We start from the raw sequence: 17,006 nt of genomic DNA on the forward strand, positions 1-17,006 counted from the left end.
GAGATCGCCTCGCGCCATGGCCACTTGCCTACCAGCAGTGATGCGTCACGCGCAGGCGTTCCCGCGAACTCATGATCCGAATTTCAGACAGGACCTAGTGGACCTTCGTCCTGCCATCTCCTGTTTTTGGCCCTCCTGGCGGCAGATCCGACGAGGTGGGTAAGCCGCGGGGAGCCGTTAGACTCCGGCCGCTGTCAGGACGGCCCTCCGCCGGCAGCGAAGTGCCCTTCGTCCTTGAGGGACCGGTCCGGCGCCCCCGGGCACGGCCGACCGCCCCTGACGCACCGGGTGAAGGTGAAGCGAAGGTGGCCACCCCTCTGTCCGCGGACAAGTTCCTGTCCGTTCTCAAAAACGCACGACCTGGCGTTGTCGAACACAGATCCTGGCGCACCCACAACCGCGACCAGCACGGCAACTGGGGCCCCGTGAAAGGGGTGATGATCCACCACACGGGCGCGTACTCCTCCGCGTCTTGTGCCTCCCCCTGGCCACGCCGCGCGCGCCCGCGACCTGTGGCACGAGGTCGCCCCCTGCAGTCGGCCCGGAACGGATTCAGCACACATGAGGCCGGGAAACCCTGAGAACCTGCAAGAACCACCGAGATATGTTTCTCTAGGTCAAACGCGGTCATGGCGGAGTTTCCCCAGGTCACGACCTTGGTCAGAGAAAACTCCTAAAGCGGGTGTCGCAGGTTCGAATCCTGCCGGGGGCACAGAAGAAGGGCACCCGCGAACTCTCGTGAGTGCCCTTCGGGATTTATGGCCGACAGCGCCCTTCCGGTGGCTCAGGCGGCGTGCGGGGTGAAGGTGACATGCGAGTCGTCTTCGTCGATGGTCAGGTTCAGCGTGCCCTCCAGGGCCTTGGCCAAGCGCCGCAGCAGCGGGAGAGTCGGCACGGTGTCGCCGCCCTCCATCCGGGAGACCTGGGGCTGAGTCATCCCGGCCCGCTCTGCCAGGTCCGCCTGGGACAGGCCGAGCTCGATCCGACGGTTGTAGACCGCTTGTCCAAGATCGCCGGCCAGCCGCGCGTCGACGTACTCCTGGTCGTACTCCACCGTCTCACCCGCAAGCTGCCGAGCCCGGCGCGTCCTCCACGTGCTGTGATTCATCAGCTCTCCTTGCGCCGCTCGTACGTGTGCTGGGCGTGGCCATGCTCGGCCTCGCAGACCTTCTGGGCCTGGTGCGCACGCTCGACTTCCGCCGCTTCACGCATCCTCGTCTTACGGAAGACCGTCAGCAGCACGATCCGTTGTCCTGGCGCGGGCCAGTACGGGATGCGTACGGCTTCGGCGTCCAACTCGAAGCGGAGCTCACGCAGCTTGCCACCCAGGTGCCGCGAGTACGGCTCGCCGAGGGTCGTCGGCTCGTCCAGAAGTCGATCCGTCTTGTCCTCGACCCGCCGGTAGAGGCGGAACGGAAGCAGCTCCAGCCAATCCCGTACCTCGGGTTCGATCTCGATCTCCCACCGCTCCGTCATGCGATCAACGGTATATACCTCCAAATGCATAACGCAAGCCGCCGCGAACCTCGGAGCTGCGCCGCCCCAGGCCGCGCTGCCACCTCAACCCACCCGAATGGGTCGCTGCCTTTAGCCGGTCCAGAACGGATTCGGCACACATGAGGCCGGGAAGCCTCGCGAACACTTGAGAACTGCCGAGTCGAGTTTCCCCAGGCCAGACAGCGAGCAGCAGACGTTTACGCAGGTCACAGCCCCGCCCGGAGAAAACTCCTAAAGCGGGTGTCGCAGGTTCGAATCCTGCCGGGGGCACCAGATCAAAGGCGCGGCAGGTACGGATATCCGTGCCTTGCCGCGCCTTTGACATCCACTCGCCGCTCCAGCACCTGGAACGGCGTCCCGTCCGCCACCTCGTGGGTCGCCAGCTCGGCGAGCACGCGGGCAAGCCGCACCTTGACGGGATACCCCCGAACTCCACTCGCCGTTGGTTCGACCAGCGCAGCCGCCGCACGACGATCCGGTTGACTGCGCGCGCCGCCTGGCGATGGGATTCGAGGAACGCCCGGAGGTCGGACTCGCGGACGATGCCGGCGACGATCTCTCCGCAGCCGGTGACCGCGGCCGACCTCGGCGCACCGTCGTCCATGGTGGCCGTCTCGCCGACTATGTCCCCTCCGACACGGATGGCGAGCAAGGACTCGTGGCCGTTGTCCAGGCGAGCGGTGACCTTGACGAATCCGGAGCGCAAGAGAACCACGTGGTGGAGGAATCACCCTCGCGGATCAGCTCGCGGATCAGGATGTCCTCGGGCAGGTAACGGCAGCGGGTACCGATCCCGAGCTGCTTGGTACGGACGGGTTTCGACATGCCACCGAGGAAGCTGCGGGCGGGCCACCCTTCCGGGCCCTGGGACGGGGACTGCGGCGTCAAGAGCGCTCCTCTCCTTCTCCGCACCACTTTGGTCTGCTTCTGATCCGTGCGAACCAGCTGCTCCAGAGAAGCAGTTGTCAGGGGACCAGGGCAGAGTGTGCGGATGGTCCACTTGATGCGCCAGGCGCGCGCCAGGGGGGCACACCAGATCGATGAGCGCCCGTGCAGTGGCCTCGACTGCTGCGCCGATACCGGCGGACGGGAGGGGCGTGAGTGAGATCAGCGTGCCGGACGGGGGGCAGGCAGTACGCTGAATCCACCGGGATCGGGCCCGCAGCACAGTGTCCGGGAGGTGCTTCATGACGGCCGAGATGGTGGCCCCGGCGTGGATGCACGAGCAGATCACGGCGCAGGAGTACGACTCCTGGTCCGAGGATCAGTGCGCCGGTATCGAGATCGTGGACGGGATGGCCGTCGTGAGTCCGAGTGCCTCCAAGCGGCACAACCGGCTGGCCCGGATTCTGGCGAACGCCCTGGATGCCGCCGCGGGCCCGGAGTGGAACGCCGACACGGGCTTCGACGTCCGGCTTCAGGACGTCCCGCTCACCAATCGCCGCCCGGACGTCGTCGTGTACCGCGCAGACACGATCGACATCACCCCCACCCGCCCTGAGCACGTGCTGCTGGTCGCGGAGGTGGTGTCGCCCGGTTCGGAGACCACCGACCGGATCGTGAAGGTCGACCAGTACGCCAAGGCAGGCATCGGCTTCTACTGGCGGATCGAGCAGGCCGCTACAGGCGTCCCTCTCGTGTACACCTACGTTCTCGACCCCGCGACGAAGACCTACCGGGACGGAGACGTGTTCACCGGCGTCCTCAAGGCAGCGGCCCCCTTCCTCGTGGAGATCGACCTCGGGCAGGTCTGACCACGCGCCGCTCAGCAGCCGGCAGCGCGTGAGCGATGCGTGAGCGGACCGCCCGGTACAGGGCGGCACGAGCCGGATCAAGTGGCTCGACGCATGGCTCTGACCTGGGGAAACAGCACCGCGCGGCAGCGCCGGGCACCCCTTGGCATGGATTCGATCCAGGCCAGGCGCCCTGCGGCCACCGTTTCCACAGGTCACAGCCCCGCCCAGGGGAAGCTCTGAAGTGAGTGTCGCAGGTTCGAATCCTGCTGCCGGGGGCGGGGCACAGCACATGACGCTCTGACCTGGGGCTTCCTCTCCAGGGAGGCGCCCTATTCGGGCTGGGAGCAGGCGTCGGTCACTGGCGGCTGACCGCTCGGGAGATGCCCGCCGTGACCGTCGTGGCCAGGATCCAGCCCGCCGCGATCAGGGCGTAGGCCAGCCACTGGCCGGGGCCTCGTGGGGCGAAGGCGCCTTCCTGGCCGAAGGTGATGATCGGTACCAGCAGGTCGAGGGTGTAGAAGACGGCGTTGAAGGGTGGCGCCTTGCCGGTTTCGAGGGGGGCGGGGGTGTGCAGGGCGTAGTACAGGGCTCCGCAGACGAGCAGGGCCAGCAGCCACAGGCCCGCGCGAAGTGGCCGGTAGCCGTAGCCGACGGCCACGTCCTGGACGTGGCCCCAGAGTCGGGTGTGCGCGGGGAGGGTGCCGCGGCGGTGGCGTTGTTTGGCCAGGAGGACCGTGCGCGCTTCGTCCTCGTGGCCGAGTCGGCGGTAGGCCGCCGCCAGTTGCTCGTACGGCTGGGGGAGGTAGCCGCCGGTCGTGCGGCGGATCCAGCGGACTCGTTCGGCGGCCGGCAGGGGGATGGCGAGGGCGTCGTATGTCGTGTCGGTCAGGCGGAGGTCGGCGGGCCAGGTGTCCTGGGCGTCGTACAGCGTGCCCAGCCGGGCGTTGCGCGCGTCCACCGCTCCGTCGATCGGCCGCCGGGTGCGCAGGTCGGTCTCGCGTGCCTGGATCGCCCGTAGGGAGAGCGCCGTCCCGGCGGTGTGGGTCAGTTCCGCGTCTCGGAGGCTGAGTTCCGTACCGACGCGCGTGCCGTCGAGTTTCACGGCGCCGTCGACGGTGAGACCACGGCCGAGGTCGAAGTTGCGGTCGACCGTGACGTCGACCGCCTCCAGGGCGATGTCACCGGCGTTGCTCAGCCGGGCCCCGCAGAAGCCGATCGCCGCCGCGACCGTGGCACCGGAGAGGATGATCCGGCCCTCGGCGCTGAACCCCGGGTGGAAGGTGAAATCCTCGGTGACCCGGACGTGGTAGGCGTCCAGGGCGTTGCCGCCGGGGTTGCGCAGCGAGGCGCCCTCCAGGTCGAACTCGCCGTCGATGGACGCGCCGGACAGCCGGGACGCCCCCTCGACCGACAGGTTCGTGCAGAGCGCGTCGCCGCCGACCCGGGCGTGGATGGCCGATATGGCCTCGCCGGACGGAAAGCCGATCGCCGTGTCACGCAGGTCCAGGTCTCCGTTGATCTGCGTGCGGGTGAGCACGAGGGGGCCGGTCAGGCGGCAGCGGGAGAGCACCAGCCGGGCGTCGATCTGCGCCGTGTCGGCTACGAAACCCGGCATGGCGCAGTCCGTCATGACCAACTCGCGGGTTCGGGCGCCCCGCAGGAGTGGTGCTCGTCGAAGCGGCAGTCGGTCAGGAGGACCGGTACGGCCGTCTCGGTGAACCGGAGATCCAGACGGCCCGTGATGCGCGCGCCGGTCAGACGCAGGGCGGGGCGGTCACCGGGAGTGTGCGTGTGTCCGGTGTCGGCGCCCAGCAACAGTGCCGCCATGACGTCGGCCCGGATCGACGCGGCCGGCGGTGCCGGGTCACCCGGGCCGCCCGGGTCGTGCGGGTCGTGCAGGTCGTGCAGGTCGCCCGGGTCGCCCGGGTCGCCCGGGTCGTGCAGGTCGCCCGGGTCGCCCGGGTCGTGCGGGTCGTGCGGGTCGCCCGGGTCATGTGGGTCGTGCGGGTCATGTGGGGCGTGTCCGGCGCCCGGGTCGAGCCGGACGTCGACCGGGTGCCCCTGCGGAAAGGCGTTCCACAACCGGCGTTCATGGGCGTTGAGTTCGTTGAGGCGCACGATCCACGATCTTGCCGGGGCCACGACGTGGCGGACAAGGCCGCTCCCCGCCTTCCCGGTGCCACGACGTGCCGGACAAGCCGTGTGCCGCGCCCTCCTCGGCCACGCCTCCTCCCGCCTCCTACCCGTCGTGCGTCAAGCGGTGGGCTCGGCGCCGACGGTCACCCGCTCGCCGGGGGCGCAGCGCACCAGGCGGGTGGCATGGCCCCTGCGGCCGGCTTCCGCGAGGAAGTCCTCCAGCGGGGAGCGGAAGACGGTGTAGTCGTCGTAGTGGACGGGCAGCGCTCGGCGTGGGCGCAGCAGGTCGAGCAGGTCGGCGCCCTGCTCGGCGTCCATGGTGACCACGAGGCCCCCGGGGAGGGTCGTGCCGCCGAGGTGCAGGACCGCCAGATGGATGTCCGGGTACCGTGCGGCGATCTCGCGCAGACCGTCGTACATCAGCGTGTCGCCGGAGAGATAGAGGACCAGCCGGGTCTCGCCCGAGCGGTCGCCGAACTCCAGCAGGCTGCCCATCACCGGCGGCAGCAGGTAGCGGGCCGGGCCGGGCGCGTGGCGGCCGGGGAGTGAGGTGACGCGGACGGTGGAGTCACCGTGGCGCAGGGTGTGGCTCTGCCAGGTGCGCAGGCCGGTGGCGCGGTGGAAGCCGTGCAGGTTCCGCAGCAGGAGGGAGCCGTGCGGGGTGGTCAGGAACGGCAGGCCCCGGTCGAGCCCGCGTCGGGCCACCCGGTCGAAGTGGTCGCCGTGCAGATGGGAGAGGACTACGGCGTCCAGGTCCTCGTGCGGCAGCTCCGTCACCTCGAGGGCCGGCTCGGTCACCCGGCGCGAGACCAGCCCGTAACCGAGGTGGGCCCGCTGTCCGCGGTGGAGGAAGTTCGGGTCGGTCAGGAGCGTCAGGTCTCCGTAGCGGATCAGCAGGGTTGCGTTGCCGATGAACTGGATCTCCGCGACACCGTCGGGCGGCTCAGGCCATCCGGTCGGCTCGGGCGGCCCGGGCGACCTGGGCGGCCCGGGCGACCTGGGCGGGTCGAGCGACCCGGGCGGTCCGGGACGCCCGATCGGCTCGGGCGGCCCGGTCGGCCCCGACGGCTCGGACGGACCCGTCGGCTCGGGAGGCTCGGACGGACCCGTCGGCTCGGGAGGCTCGGACGGACCCGTCGGCTCGGGAGGCTCGGACGGACCCGTCGGCTCGGGTGGGTCGGGGGAGTGGTGGTCCACGGCCGGTTCCCTTCCGTCGCTCGCGGCTCCCCCCGGCACTGCCCGAGTGCTCGAAGGGCGCGGAGTCACACCTCTGGTCAGGCCGGGCGGCCCGCCGCCCCGGACAGGCGGCCCGTTCAGGCCGGGCGGCCCGTTCAGGCCGGGCGGCCGACGGCCCGGGACAGGCGGAGCGCCGAGACTAGGAAGAAGACGCCCCCGAGGAAGGCGTACCCCGCGAGGCTCCCCAGCGAGGGATCGTCCGCGCCGGCCTGCGTGATGAACGAGAGGCCGGCGAGCGTCGAGATGGCGCCGCTGATGATCATCGGCCACTGGCCGCCCAGGTGGCGGCGGAGGGCGCCCGCGACGAGCTGGACGATGCCCGCGGTGACGGCCCACGCTCCCCAGACGCGCAGCACGGCCGGGATGCCGGACGTGGTCGCGACCACGAGGGCGATGACCGTCAGGGAGCTGATCGCGATGTTGGCGTACAGGGCCGGGGCCGGGCCGCCGTTCGCCCTGGCCGACCGGACGTCGACGATCGCGGCAGCCACGTCGAACAGCGGATAGACCAGCAGCAGCGTCGTACTCAGGGGGCCCAGCGCGTCGGCCGTGGTGAACACCAGTGCGGCCCATACGGCGGCGAACGCGAAGCGCAGGAAGTACAGCTTCCGGAGGGTGGCGGGGACGCCGGCGAGTGGTGCGACGAGCGTGTCCACAGGAGTGCCTTTCGGTGGGCGTACGGCGACATGAGACGTGAGACCCGAGACCTGGGACTCGAGATGCGAAGAGGTAGAACGTTCGGTCTTGTGCTTGAGTCAAGAGGGTTCCCGTCCCACTGTCAAGACCGAACGTTCTACCTCGCCCTCTTGGTACGGTGGACCGCATGAGTCCGAGTGCAGAAGCCCGCACCCCCTCCGAAGCGCGAGCCCGGCTGCTCGGCACCGCCACCAGGATTTTCTACGCGGAGGGCATCCACTCCGTCGGCATCGACCGGATCACCGCCGAGGCGCACGTCACCCGGGCCACGCTGTACCGGCACTTCTCGGGCAAGGAGGATCTGATCCTCGCCTACCTCGACCAGGCCGACCGGGGGATCCGGGGACAGGTGGCCGCGGCCGTCGCCAGTAGCCCGACGGCCGCCGGGCAGGTCCGGGCCGTCGCGCGGTCGATCGTCGACGGGATCCGGTCCCCCGGTTTCCGCGGCTGTGCCTTCCTCAACGCGGTCGCCGAGTACCCCGACCCCGCCCACCCGGTGCACCAGGCCGTACTGGCCCACCGGCAGTGGTTCCTGGACACCGTCACGGAGCTGCTGGCGCGGGCCGGCGACGGCGACGGCGACGCACCCGGCCGTGCCGCCGCCGAAGCCGCCCAAGCCTCCGATACCGCCGAGGCCGCCCAAGCCGCCGATACCGCCCATGCCGCCCATGCCGCCCATGCCGCCGGGCGGCACCTTGTCATGCTGCGGGACGGTGCGATGGCGGCCGGGTGTCTCTTCGACCCGGAGCTGGTGTCCGGGACCTTCTTGCACGGCGTGGAAGGCGTGCTGAAAGAGGTGCTGGAAAAAACCCCGGACCGGCCGTCCTCCCGTGTCGAGAACCCGCGTCCCGCTCCGTCCCAGGGGTGAAGGCGGCCACAATGGACCGCACCGGCACCAAGGAGACGCACCATGGCCAAGTACCTGCTGCTCAAGCACTACCGAGGCGCCCCGGCACCCGTGAACGGCGCGCCGATGGACCAGTGGACGCCGGAGGAGGTCTCGGCCCACATGAAGTACATGCAGGACTTCGCGGACCGGCTCGAGAAGACCGGGGAGTTCGTCGACGGGCAGGCGCTCGCGCCCGAGGGGGCCTGGGTCCGGTACGACGGTGAGGGGCGGCCGCCGGTCACCGACGGACCGTTCGCCGAGACCAAGGACCTCATCGCCGGCTGGATGGTGATCGACGTCGACAGCTACGAGCGCGCCGTCGAGCTGACCGGGGAGCTGTCGGCCGCCCCGGGCGCGGGCGGGAAGCCGATCCACGAGTGGCTGGAACTGCGTCCCTTCATGGCCTCGCCCCCGACCGTCACGGAGTGACCAGGACGATGGACGAGGCTCTGGTCAGGAGCCTCACGCCCAGCGTGCTGACCGTCCTCGTCCGCCGCGGCGCCGACTTCGCGGCGGCCGAGGACGCGGTCCAGGACGCGCTGGTCGAGGCGGTCCGTGTGTGGGCGGCCGAGCCGCCGCGGGATCCCAAGGGCTGGCTGGTCACCGTGGCCTGGCGGCGGTTCCTCGACGCGACCCGCGCCGACACGGCCCGCCGCCGGCGCGAGGACCGCGTCGAGGAGGAACCGGGGCCCGGCCCGGCACCGGACGTGGACGACACGCTCCAGCTCTATTTCCTGTGCGCCCATCCCTCGCTGACGCCGTCCTCCGCGGTCGCGCTCACGCTGCGTGCCGTCGGTGGTCTGACCACGCGGCAGATCGCCCAGGCCTACCTGGTGCCCGAGGCGACCATGGCGCAGCGGATCAGCCGGGCCAAGCGCACCGTGTCCGGTGTACGGTTCGACCGGCCCGGCGACGTCGCCACCGTGCTGCGGGTCCTCTATCTCGTCTTCAACGAGGGCTACTCCGGTGACGTCGACCTCGCCGCCGAGGCCATCCGGCTCACCCGGCAGCTCGCGGTCGCCGTCGACCACCCGGAGGTGGCGGGGCTCCTCGCGCTGATGCTGCTCCACCAAGCGCGGCGCGCCGCGCGGACCGCGCCCGACGGCGGCCTGGTGCCGCTCGCCGAGCAGGACCGCGGGCTGTGGGACACCGCGTCGATCGCCGAGGGCGTGGAGATCCTGCAGGGGGCGCTCGCCCGGGACCGGCTGGGCGAGTTCCAGGCCCAGGCCGCCGTCGCCGCCCTGCATGCCGACGCGCCCACCGCCGGGGAGACCGACTGGGTGCAGATCGTGGAGTGGTACGACGAGCTCACCCGCCTGACCGACAGTCCCGTCGTCCGGCTCAACCGCGCGGTGGCCGTCGGGGAGGCCGACGGCCCGCGCGCCGGTCTGGCGGCACTCGCGGCGCTGGACGACGCGCTGCCCCGGCACACCGCGGTGGCCGCGTACCTGCACGAGCGCGACGGCGACCTGGACGCGGCGGCGCGGCTTTACGCCGAGGCGGCCCGCAAGGCGCCCAACATCGCCGAGCGCGACCACCTGACGCTACAGGCCGCCCGCCTCAACTCCCATGGGCGCCGCTGATCGGTCCCTCCGGGGCCGACGGGCGCGCACCGGCCTCACCGGGCGGCGGCTTCACGTACGGCCGCCCGGGAGCCCGGGTGCCGCGGCGCGCGGAAGCAGCCGACGGCGAGGGCGATGGCCATGCCGTGGAAGACCCGCTGGTCAGCCTCTGCGACGTCGGGGCGGGTTGCGGGCGCGGCGCAGGGCCACTGGTCGTGCGTGGACGGAAGAGGGCGAGCGCGCGCCCGACGCTCGGCCGGTGCCGGGAGGGCGGGCCGCGCACCTGGCTCGGCATGGCGTCCGCCGGGGCGCGCCGGGCCCGAGCGCTCTCACACCGGGTCCGGTGGCTCGGCATGGCGTCCGCCGGGGCGCGCCGGGCCCGAGCGCTCTCACGCCGGGTCCGGGCCCCGGCCTTCGCGGGCCGCTCGCTCCACCGCCGTCCGGCCGTCCTGTCCCCGGTACCGCAGCAGCAGCATCGCCGCGTCGTCGTGCTGGGGCCCCGCCGCGTGCCGTACGAGGTCCTCGCGCAGGGCGTCCAGGGCGCGGTGGAGGTCGGGCTCGCTCAGGAGGTGGGCGCGCTCGGCGAGGGGGTAGAAGCCGCCCTGCCCGTCACGGGCTTCCGTGACGCCGTCTGTGTAGAGGAGCAGCTGGTCACCGGGGCGGAAGGGCACCGGGAACGGCTCGGGGCCGGGGCCGACGTGCGCGGCCAGGCCCAGCGGGAGGGCGTGGGCGGGCGGCTCGGGGAAGTCGGCGGTGCCGTCGCGGTGGACGAGCATCGGCGCCGGGTGGCCGTAGTTGAGGAGGACGGCCTGATGGTCGTAGCCGATCTCGACGAGGATCGCGGTCACGAACTTCTCGTCCTCCCGCTCCCTGGCGACGCTGCGCTCTAGCCGCTCGCCGAGTCTGACGAGGTCCTTCTCGTCGTACGCCGCCTCCCGGAACGCGCCGAGGACCCTGGCCGCGGTCCCCACCGCGGCCAGGCCCTTGCCCTGGGCATCGCCCACGATCACCCGGACGCCGTGCGGCGAGGCCACCACTTCGTACAGGTCGCCGCCGATCCGGGCCTCGGCGAGCGCCGAGGTGTAGGAGACCGCCGCGTGCAGCGGGCCCGCGGTCAGCGGTACCGGGCGCAGCAGGACCCGCTGGGCCACCTCCGCGATCGAGCGCACGCCGGCCAGCTCCGCCTCGCGGCGCGAGCGCATCACGGCCGCCGCGATGCCGACGCCGGTCACGCCGGCCACCGCCGCCATGGCGGTGTAGCCGCGGGGCCGGTCGAAGAGTCCGTTGTACAAGCCGAGGCCGACGCAGAGCAGCAGCGCGGCCAGTCCGATCACGGCGGTGCGCCGCCAGCCGCCGACCAGTCCGGCGAAGGCCGGTCCCAGCGACACCAGTGGCAGCAGCCCCACCCCGGGTCCGGCCGTGACGTCCACGGCGGCGACCACGGTCATGGCCGCGACGGGCATCCAGGAAAGTGCCGCGAAACCGGACGGCGACTTCTTCACGGTCATGACTACTCCGGTGTCGCAGCGGTCAGGAGTCGCCCTCTCCTTGTCCCCAGGCTTCCCTCCCCAGTCTCTTAGACTATGCAAGGGCCGCGGCGCACGGGACTTCTCCGGGCGGTCCTTGACCCGATCGGGGCCGAGTCGCGCCGCCGCACCGGCTCGTCACGCGGACCGTACCGCCACCCGCGTCGGCAGCAGTCCGCCGTCGGCCGCGTTCCGCCGGCTCGCCACCGTCAGTGTGAGCGTCACCGCGAGCGAGGCGAGGGCCATCACGGTCATGGCCGTCGCCGGTGAGCTGAACTGGGCCACCGTGCCGGCCAGGGTCGCGCCGACGCCCTGCATGGTGAGCATCCCGGCGGAGTGCAGTCCGAGGGCGTGCCCGGAGACTTCGCCGGGGGTCAGGGCGACGAGGCGCTCCTGCTGCACCAGGCTCGCGCCGAAGCCCACGGAGGCCAGCGCGACCAGTACGGCGGTCAGCGGCAGGGGTGGGCGCAGGCAGAGGACGAGATACGGCGCGGCCAGCAGGACCAGCAGCGGGATGCCGAGGCGCGGGCGCAGCCGGGCCGGCAGCAGTCGGCCGACCGTCAGGTCCCCGGCCAGCATGCCCAGCGCGGCGCAGGCGAACAGGGTGCCCGCGGCGCGGGGGTCGTAGGAGACGTACAGGGACTCGCAGCCGACGACGAGGCCGTTGGGGATCCACAGGGCCAGGTAGACGTGGCGGCGTGGGCGGGCCGACCACAGCAGGGCGTTGGTGCGCCAGGTGGCCCGCACGGAGGGGCGGCCGGAGGCGCGGGGCGGGCGGCGGGTCAGGCGGAGGTCGAGGGCGGCCGAGGTGCCGAACAGACCGGCCGCCAGCAGCAGGCACAGGCGCGGCGACAGCAGGATCACCAGGACGCCGCCGGCCGCGTATCCGGCGATCTGCATGACGCCGCTCATCATGTTGAAGAGCGAACGCCCCGCCAGGTACCCGTCCTTGGTGAGGATCTCGGTCAGCAGACCCCAGCGGACCCCGCCGCCGAGCGAGGCGAGCATCCCCTCGACGAGGACGATGGCGAGCATCGCCCAGACCGGCAGGCCGGGCAGCGCGAGAGCCGCGGTGGCGGCGGCGAAGGCGAGCGAGAGGCCCGCCAGCGTGGCGCGCGGGGCCAGCCGGTCGGCGCCGGAGAGGAAGAACGTGGCACCGAACACCTGGGCGAGCGCCGGGCCGAACATGCTGACCGCCGACAGCAGCGGCGAGTCCGTGGTCCGGAACACCAGCGTGCCCAGGGCGAGGCCGCTCACCGTCTGGGCGGCGATCCTCGCGGAGGAGGACAGGAAGAGGGGGCCGAATTCGGGGGTGCGGAAGAGTCCCGCGTAGGTCCTGCGGGGCGTGTCCGGCATGCGGGGAGTCTGGGGCGGTGCGGAGTGCGACCGGTATTGTTTCGCGCGGAGGCGAAACGTCGCCGGGGGCATGGCCGGGATCGGGGTCGCATGGGCTGGTGGCAGGTCAACGCCGACACGCTCGCCCGCAGCCGTTTCGTCGTCTCCCCGCTCGCCGAGACCTTCGCCTGTCTGAAGCTGCTGCACGCCGACGTGGCCGGGCACCCCGGCGAACGGGCCTGGCTCCACACCCACCTGCCCGCCCACCGGCGCCGGCTCGCGGCCGACCCGGTGACCGCGCTGCTGGTCCGCACGGGCCTCGGCCGGGAGTGGATCGCCGACTTCCTCACCCCCGCCCCGCGCGAGGGCGAGACCTTCGAGGAGGGCGTCGCGCGGATCCGGTCGGTCTGTCCCGAGGAGGCCCGCGCCGACCTGGCGGTCTCCCTCGGGGGCGTGCTGCCCGCCGCCCTGGACCGCGACGACCTGCCCGATCGGGCCGCCGCGCTGCTGGAGGACGTGTGGGCCGAGGCGGTACGGCCGGACTGGGACCGACGCCGTCGTGTTCTGGAGGCGGATGTCGTCGCGCGGACGGCGCAGGTGAGCCGGGGCGGCTGGGCGGCCGTGCTGGACGCGCTGCGGCCCGGCACCCGCTGGCTGGGCGGCAGCCGGCTCCAGATCAACCTGAACCCGTACCCGCCCCGCGAGCTGTCCGGGGCCGAGCTGGTCCTCGTACCGATCACTCCGCAGCGGCACGGCTGGGTGTCGTGGGAGGAGCCCGAGCGGTACGCGGTGGTCTACCCGTGCGCGGGCGCCCTCGCGGACGGCGGCGCCCGGCGGGTTCCCGCCGCGCTCGGCGCGCTGCTCGGGCCGGCCCGCGCGGGCGTGCTGACGCTGCTCGGCACCCCGATGAGCACCAGTCAGCTGGTCGGCGTGACCGGGCAGGGACTCGGGTCGGTCGGGCGGCACCTGCGGGTGCTGCTCGACGCGGGACTGGTGGAGCGGTGGCGGGCGGGCCGGTCGGTGCTGTACTCGCGGACACCGGCCGGGGAGGTGCTCGTCGAGGCGGGAGACGGGGACCGCGTCGCGCCGGACTAGCATCCGTGCCATGACGACCTCACCGAACACACGGAACGACGACAGCCTGCCCCTCGACGTCGGGATCGGCGCCCTGCAGGGCGGGACCGCAGACCTCTCCCAGTACGCGGGCCGGGTGGTGCTGGTGGTCAACGTGGCCTCCAAGTGCGGACTCACCCCGCAGTACTCCGGCCTTGAGCGACTGCACGAGCGGTACGCGGAGCGGGGGTTCACCGTGCTGGGCGTGCCGTGCAACCAGTTCATGGGCCAGGAGCCGGGCGGCGCCGACGAGATCGCCGAGTTCTGCTCGGCGACGTACGGCGTCACCTTCCCGATGACCGAGAAGGTCGAGGTGAACGGGGAGGGCCGGCATCCGCTGTACGACCGCCTGACCGGCTTCGCCGACGCCGAGGGACACAGCGGGGACATCCGCTGGAACTTCGAGAAGTTCCTGATCGGGCGGGACGGCAAGGTCGCCGCCCGGTTCTCGCCGCAGACCGGGCCCGAGGCGGCCGAGGTCGTGGCGGCCGTGGAGGCGCACCTGGCGGGCTGAGCCCGCGGGCCGGCCGGTCGACCGGGTCGACCCCGTCCCTGGGGGAAGCCCGGTGGATCGCCGCGCACGGCCTGACGGTGGCGGGACCGTGCCGCGAGGTGTAGCTCACCGACTGGGAGGCTGCGGGCCGCGGGGGCCCGGCGGGCGACGTGGCGTCACCGGCGAGGTGAGTGGGGTCCGGTCCGCGTGACGGACGGCCGGGACGGAACGGCCGGGGCTGGACAGAGCCCTCTCGGCAAGGTCGGCGAACTGGTCGAGAGGGCTCCGCCTGCGGTACGGATGGCGCGCGGAGGCGCTACTCCTTGACCGAGGTCACGAAGGTGTTCCACGCGTCGGCGGGGAACGCCAGGACCGGCCCACCGGTCACCTTGGAGTCGCGGACGGCGAGTGCCGCCACGACCGGTGACCTGACCTCGACGCACGCGCCGTTTCCTCCCGAGTAGGAGGACTTGGTCCATGATTCCTGAGCGCCCTGAAGAATTGCCATGTCTGCTCCGATGGCCGGTTGCTGAGTGCGGTTCACGCCAATGACGTGTGATCTTTGGCGTGATCGACGCTACTCGTTGGCCTCCCCTGACGGAGCAGCCATTCACTCGACCGGATGGCATATTCCAGTTCACTCTTCCAGTGCTGCGTGGCTGGGGTGTACCATCCCGCCCGCACCGGGCCTCAGCGCGCGTACTCCTTCGCGACGTCCTCGATGCGCTGCCGTGACTGCTCCACGTTCAGGGCCTGCGCCCGCAGATGCTCGTACATCACCGTGTACTTCTGTACGTCCGGCGCCTTCTCCAGATAGAGGTCGCTGGTCACGCCCTCGATGTACACCACGCTGGAGTCGGCCGTGTCGGCGAACTCCAGGATGGAGTACTGGCCGTTGATGCCGGGGTGCGCCCCGACGTCGAACGGCAGCACCTGCACGGTGATGTGCGGCAGCTGCGACATCTCGGCCACGTGCTCCAACTGCTCCCGCATCACCTGCCTGCCGCCCACCACCCGGTGCAGGCACGCCTCGTCGAGGACCACCCACAGCCGCAGCGGGTTGTGGTCGGCGGAGATGCGCTCCTGCCGCCGTATGCGGACCTGCACCCGTTTCTCGACGTCGGCGACCGACGTCTCGGGCAACGCGCCCTGGATGAGGGCCTCGGCGTAGGGCCGGGTCTGCAACAGGCCGGTGATGATCTGGGGTTCGTAGGTCCGCAGCGACTCCGCGTCGGTCTCCAGACCGATGTAGACGCTGTACGGGATGTCCCCGAAGGCGTGCCACCAGCCCTGCTGGCGCGAGTCCTTCGCCATCTGCATCAGCGAGTCGACGATCCGCTGGTCCTCGACCTCGTACACCCCGCACAGGTCGCGGACGTCCCGCTGACTGATGCTGCGCCGGCCGTTCTCCAGGCGGCTGATCTTCGACTGCGAGACCAGCAGCCGCTCGGCGACCTCCTCGGCCGTCATGCCCTTGAGCTCGCGGAGCCGGCGCAGCTCCTGGCCCAGCCGACGCCGCCTTACGGTGGGATTGACACTCGACGCCACGGGACGTGCACCTCCGGCTGCGTGACTCATACTTGCCACTTTGTGTATCTGCTGCTGAGCAGACTGCCACCAAGGTGCTTTCTACCGCTGGGAAACGGTCGATATGCGCCGCGTACACGCCAGTTCGGGGCTCCACCCTCACACGCGGCCGCGCGGGGCGGCGGAACCTTGGCGCGGTCCGGGCATACCGGACGTACGGTCGGTTCCGCCGCCCCGCGCGGACCCGCGGCTCCCGTGACCGGGCTTGGGGACTGACGGTGCGGCGGTGCGGCGGTGCGGTACTTCAGCGTGCTCGATGTGCTCGATGTGCTCGATCCGCTCGGTGTGCTCAGTGGGCCACCGCTCGCGCCATGGATCCGTGGCGCGGTTGTGCCGGAACACCGCGGGCGGGTTCCGGGGCGGTCCTGGCCCCCGGGCCCGGGGCCTGGCGGCCGACCGGGGCCGGACTGCGGCGTGGCTGGGCCGCAGCACCGTTCTGGACGTCCATCACCGCGTGCGCCACCAGTCCGCCCATGGGGTCGTGCCTGATGAGGTCCCGCAGTCGGGACCGCGACGAGCGTCCTTCGTTGCCCGGGTAGAGGTGCTTGCCGAGACCGACCGCGTGGGCCAGCGCGGCGAGCGCCGCGGTCCGCGGGTCCGGCGGAACGCCGGTGCGGATCGCCGAGTCGAGACGGGCCTTGATCTCCCTGCTGATCGCCGTCTCCGTCGCCTGGTAGCGAGTCGTCGGCAGCACCCCGCACATCTGGCCCTCCACGGCATGCACCATGCCGCAGCGCTCCAGATGCGAGAGATAGGTCTGGCGCAGCCCCAGGCGGGGCCCGCCGATCCAGTTGACCGCCCGTACGGGAGCGCCACGCCTTCGCAGCAACTCCAACGCGCAGTCGAGTGTTGGATCTCCTGTCGGCCGTGGGGCCACCACGGCGATACGATCCCCGTCTGGGGCTATCCGTCCGGCCAGCGCCAGCTCCACCAGCTGTGCTCCGGCCAGACCGAGGTCGAGCGACTGCGGCTGTGCGGTGGTACCCGTGGTCGGGTCCAACGCCAGCAGCAGAAGCTCTTCCGGAAGTGTTCTGCGGCTCCTGCCCATCCATGCCTCCCCGCGTGGATGACAGACAGGGTGACCCCTCTCACATTGGTCTGTCGAGGGTGCGTGACCGCTTCGTAGTGGAACCAGCAGGTATGTCGTTCTCGTCTACCGCGTGGGTTCCCCCCGTACACAGGACACTGGTAGATGGTTTC

17 protein-coding genes and 1 pseudogene are annotated in these 17,006 nt (G+C 71.7%); 6 read left to right on the top strand and 12 right to left on the bottom strand.

Annotated features, from left to right (window positions below; genetic code table 11):
- Window positions 1–784 precede the first annotated feature (784 nt).
- The 3 genes and pseudogenes from ACGFYH_RS09840 to ACGFYH_RS09850 form a co-directional block, all read right to left on the bottom strand.
- Window positions 785–1,108 carry a helix-turn-helix domain-containing protein gene (locus tag ACGFYH_RS09840; protein ID WP_393802617.1) on the bottom strand — a complete coding sequence of 108 codons (324 nt, stop codon included), beginning with the start codon at window positions 1,106–1,108 and terminating at the stop codon, window positions 785–787.
- The gene (locus ACGFYH_RS09845) at window positions 1,108–1,476 is read right to left on the bottom strand and encodes a type II toxin-antitoxin system RelE/ParE family toxin (RefSeq protein ID WP_393802618.1); all 369 of its coding nucleotides are present in this window, start codon (window positions 1,474–1,476) and stop codon (window positions 1,108–1,110) included. Before ACGFYH_RS09845 ends, ACGFYH_RS09840 begins: the two co-directional genes overlap by 1 nt.
- 583 nt (window positions 1,477–2,059) lie before the next feature.
- Window positions 2,060–2,212, bottom strand: a pseudogene (locus ACGFYH_RS09850) (cyclic nucleotide-binding domain-containing protein); the annotation flags it as partial.
- 472 nt (window positions 2,213–2,684) lie between these two features.
- On the opposite strand from ACGFYH_RS09850, the gene ACGFYH_RS09855 reads away from it, so the two are divergent.
- On the top strand, window positions 2,685–3,251 hold the full coding sequence (locus ACGFYH_RS09855) for a Uma2 family endonuclease (protein WP_393802619.1): 567 nt from the start codon (window positions 2,685–2,687) through the stop codon (window positions 3,249–3,251).
- Between the two features lie 337 nt (window positions 3,252–3,588).
- Here ACGFYH_RS09855 and ACGFYH_RS09860 read toward each other — a convergent pair whose 3' ends face one another.
- The 4 genes from ACGFYH_RS09860 to ACGFYH_RS09875 form a co-directional block, all read right to left on the bottom strand.
- A complete protein-coding gene (locus ACGFYH_RS09860; protein ID WP_393802620.1) occupies window positions 3,589–4,848 on the bottom strand; it encodes an oxidoreductase in 1,260 nt (419 codons plus the stop codon).
- Window positions 4,849–4,859: 11 nt separating this feature from the next.
- The gene (locus ACGFYH_RS09865) at window positions 4,860–5,351 is read right to left on the bottom strand and encodes a hypothetical protein (RefSeq protein WP_393802621.1); all 492 of its coding nucleotides are present in this window, start codon (window positions 5,349–5,351) and stop codon (window positions 4,860–4,862) included.
- Window positions 5,352–5,486: 135 nt separating this feature from the next.
- Complete coding sequence (locus tag ACGFYH_RS09870) at window positions 5,487–6,290, bottom strand: MBL fold metallo-hydrolase (RefSeq protein WP_393802863.1); 804 nt, start codon at window positions 6,288–6,290, stop codon at window positions 5,487–5,489.
- A gap of 410 nt (window positions 6,291–6,700) precedes the next feature.
- Window positions 6,701–7,261 carry a hypothetical protein gene (locus tag ACGFYH_RS09875; RefSeq protein WP_393802622.1) on the bottom strand — a complete coding sequence of 187 codons (561 nt, stop codon included), beginning with the start codon at window positions 7,259–7,261 and terminating at the stop codon, window positions 6,701–6,703.
- Window positions 7,262–7,428: 167 nt separating this feature from the next.
- Here ACGFYH_RS09875 and ACGFYH_RS09880 point away from each other — a divergent pair, with 167 nt between their 5' ends.
- From ACGFYH_RS09880 to ACGFYH_RS09890, 3 genes are read left to right on the top strand one after another with little or no spacing between them, the layout of a single operon-like run.
- Entirely contained in the window at window positions 7,429–8,169 is a 741-nt protein-coding gene (locus ACGFYH_RS09880) for a TetR/AcrR family transcriptional regulator (RefSeq protein ID WP_393802623.1), read from the top strand.
- Between the two features lie 42 nt (window positions 8,170–8,211).
- Window positions 8,212–8,619, top strand: a complete 408-nt coding sequence (locus ACGFYH_RS09885) for a YciI family protein (protein WP_393802624.1) — start codon at window positions 8,212–8,214, stop codon at window positions 8,617–8,619.
- 8 nt (window positions 8,620–8,627) lie between these two features.
- Window positions 8,628–9,773, top strand: a complete 1,146-nt coding sequence (locus ACGFYH_RS09890) for an RNA polymerase sigma factor (protein ID WP_393802864.1) — start codon at window positions 8,628–8,630, stop codon at window positions 9,771–9,773.
- Window positions 9,774–10,141: 368 nt separating this feature from the next.
- On the opposite strand, the gene ACGFYH_RS09895 is transcribed toward ACGFYH_RS09890, so the two are convergent.
- Together ACGFYH_RS09895 and ACGFYH_RS09900 are read right to left on the bottom strand one after the other, a co-directional pair.
- Window positions 10,142–11,260, bottom strand: a complete 1,119-nt coding sequence (locus ACGFYH_RS09895; RefSeq protein WP_393802625.1) for a PP2C family protein-serine/threonine phosphatase — start codon at window positions 11,258–11,260, stop codon at window positions 10,142–10,144.
- Window positions 11,261–11,416: 156 nt separating this feature from the next.
- Window positions 11,417–12,634, bottom strand: coding sequence for an MFS transporter (locus ACGFYH_RS09900; RefSeq protein WP_393802626.1), 1,218 nt, complete (start codon window positions 12,632–12,634; stop codon window positions 11,417–11,419).
- Between the two features lie 90 nt (window positions 12,635–12,724).
- Between ACGFYH_RS09900 and ACGFYH_RS09905 the strand changes: the two genes are divergently transcribed.
- Complete coding sequence (locus ACGFYH_RS09905) at window positions 12,725–13,708, top strand: transcriptional regulator (RefSeq protein ID WP_393802627.1); 984 nt, start codon at window positions 12,725–12,727, stop codon at window positions 13,706–13,708.
- A 10-nt stretch (window positions 13,709–13,718) separates the two neighbouring features.
- Window positions 13,719–14,240 carry a glutathione peroxidase gene (locus tag ACGFYH_RS09910; protein WP_393802628.1) on the top strand — a complete coding sequence of 174 codons (522 nt, stop codon included), beginning with the start codon at window positions 13,719–13,721 and terminating at the stop codon, window positions 14,238–14,240.
- 295 nt (window positions 14,241–14,535) lie between these two features.
- Here the strand turns inward: ACGFYH_RS09910 and ACGFYH_RS09915 are convergent, their stop codons facing one another.
- From ACGFYH_RS09915 to ACGFYH_RS09925, 3 genes are all read right to left on the bottom strand, one after another.
- Window positions 14,536–14,727 carry a DUF397 domain-containing protein gene (locus ACGFYH_RS09915; protein WP_007388670.1) on the bottom strand — a complete coding sequence of 64 codons (192 nt, stop codon included), beginning with the start codon at window positions 14,725–14,727 and terminating at the stop codon, window positions 14,536–14,538.
- A 182-nt stretch (window positions 14,728–14,909) separates the two neighbouring features.
- A complete protein-coding gene (locus tag ACGFYH_RS09920) occupies window positions 14,910–15,767 on the bottom strand; it encodes a helix-turn-helix transcriptional regulator (RefSeq protein ID WP_198601382.1) in 858 nt (285 codons plus the stop codon).
- 328 nt (window positions 15,768–16,095) lie between these two features.
- Window positions 16,096–16,854 carry a GPP34 family phosphoprotein gene (locus ACGFYH_RS09925; RefSeq protein WP_393802629.1) on the bottom strand — a complete coding sequence of 253 codons (759 nt, stop codon included), beginning with the start codon at window positions 16,852–16,854 and terminating at the stop codon, window positions 16,096–16,098.
- Window positions 16,855–17,006 lie beyond the last annotated feature (152 nt).

It is taken from the genome of Streptomyces sp. NPDC048392, from assembly GCF_043200575.1.
Lineage (GTDB): Bacteria > Actinomycetota > Actinomycetes > Streptomycetales > Streptomycetaceae > Streptomyces.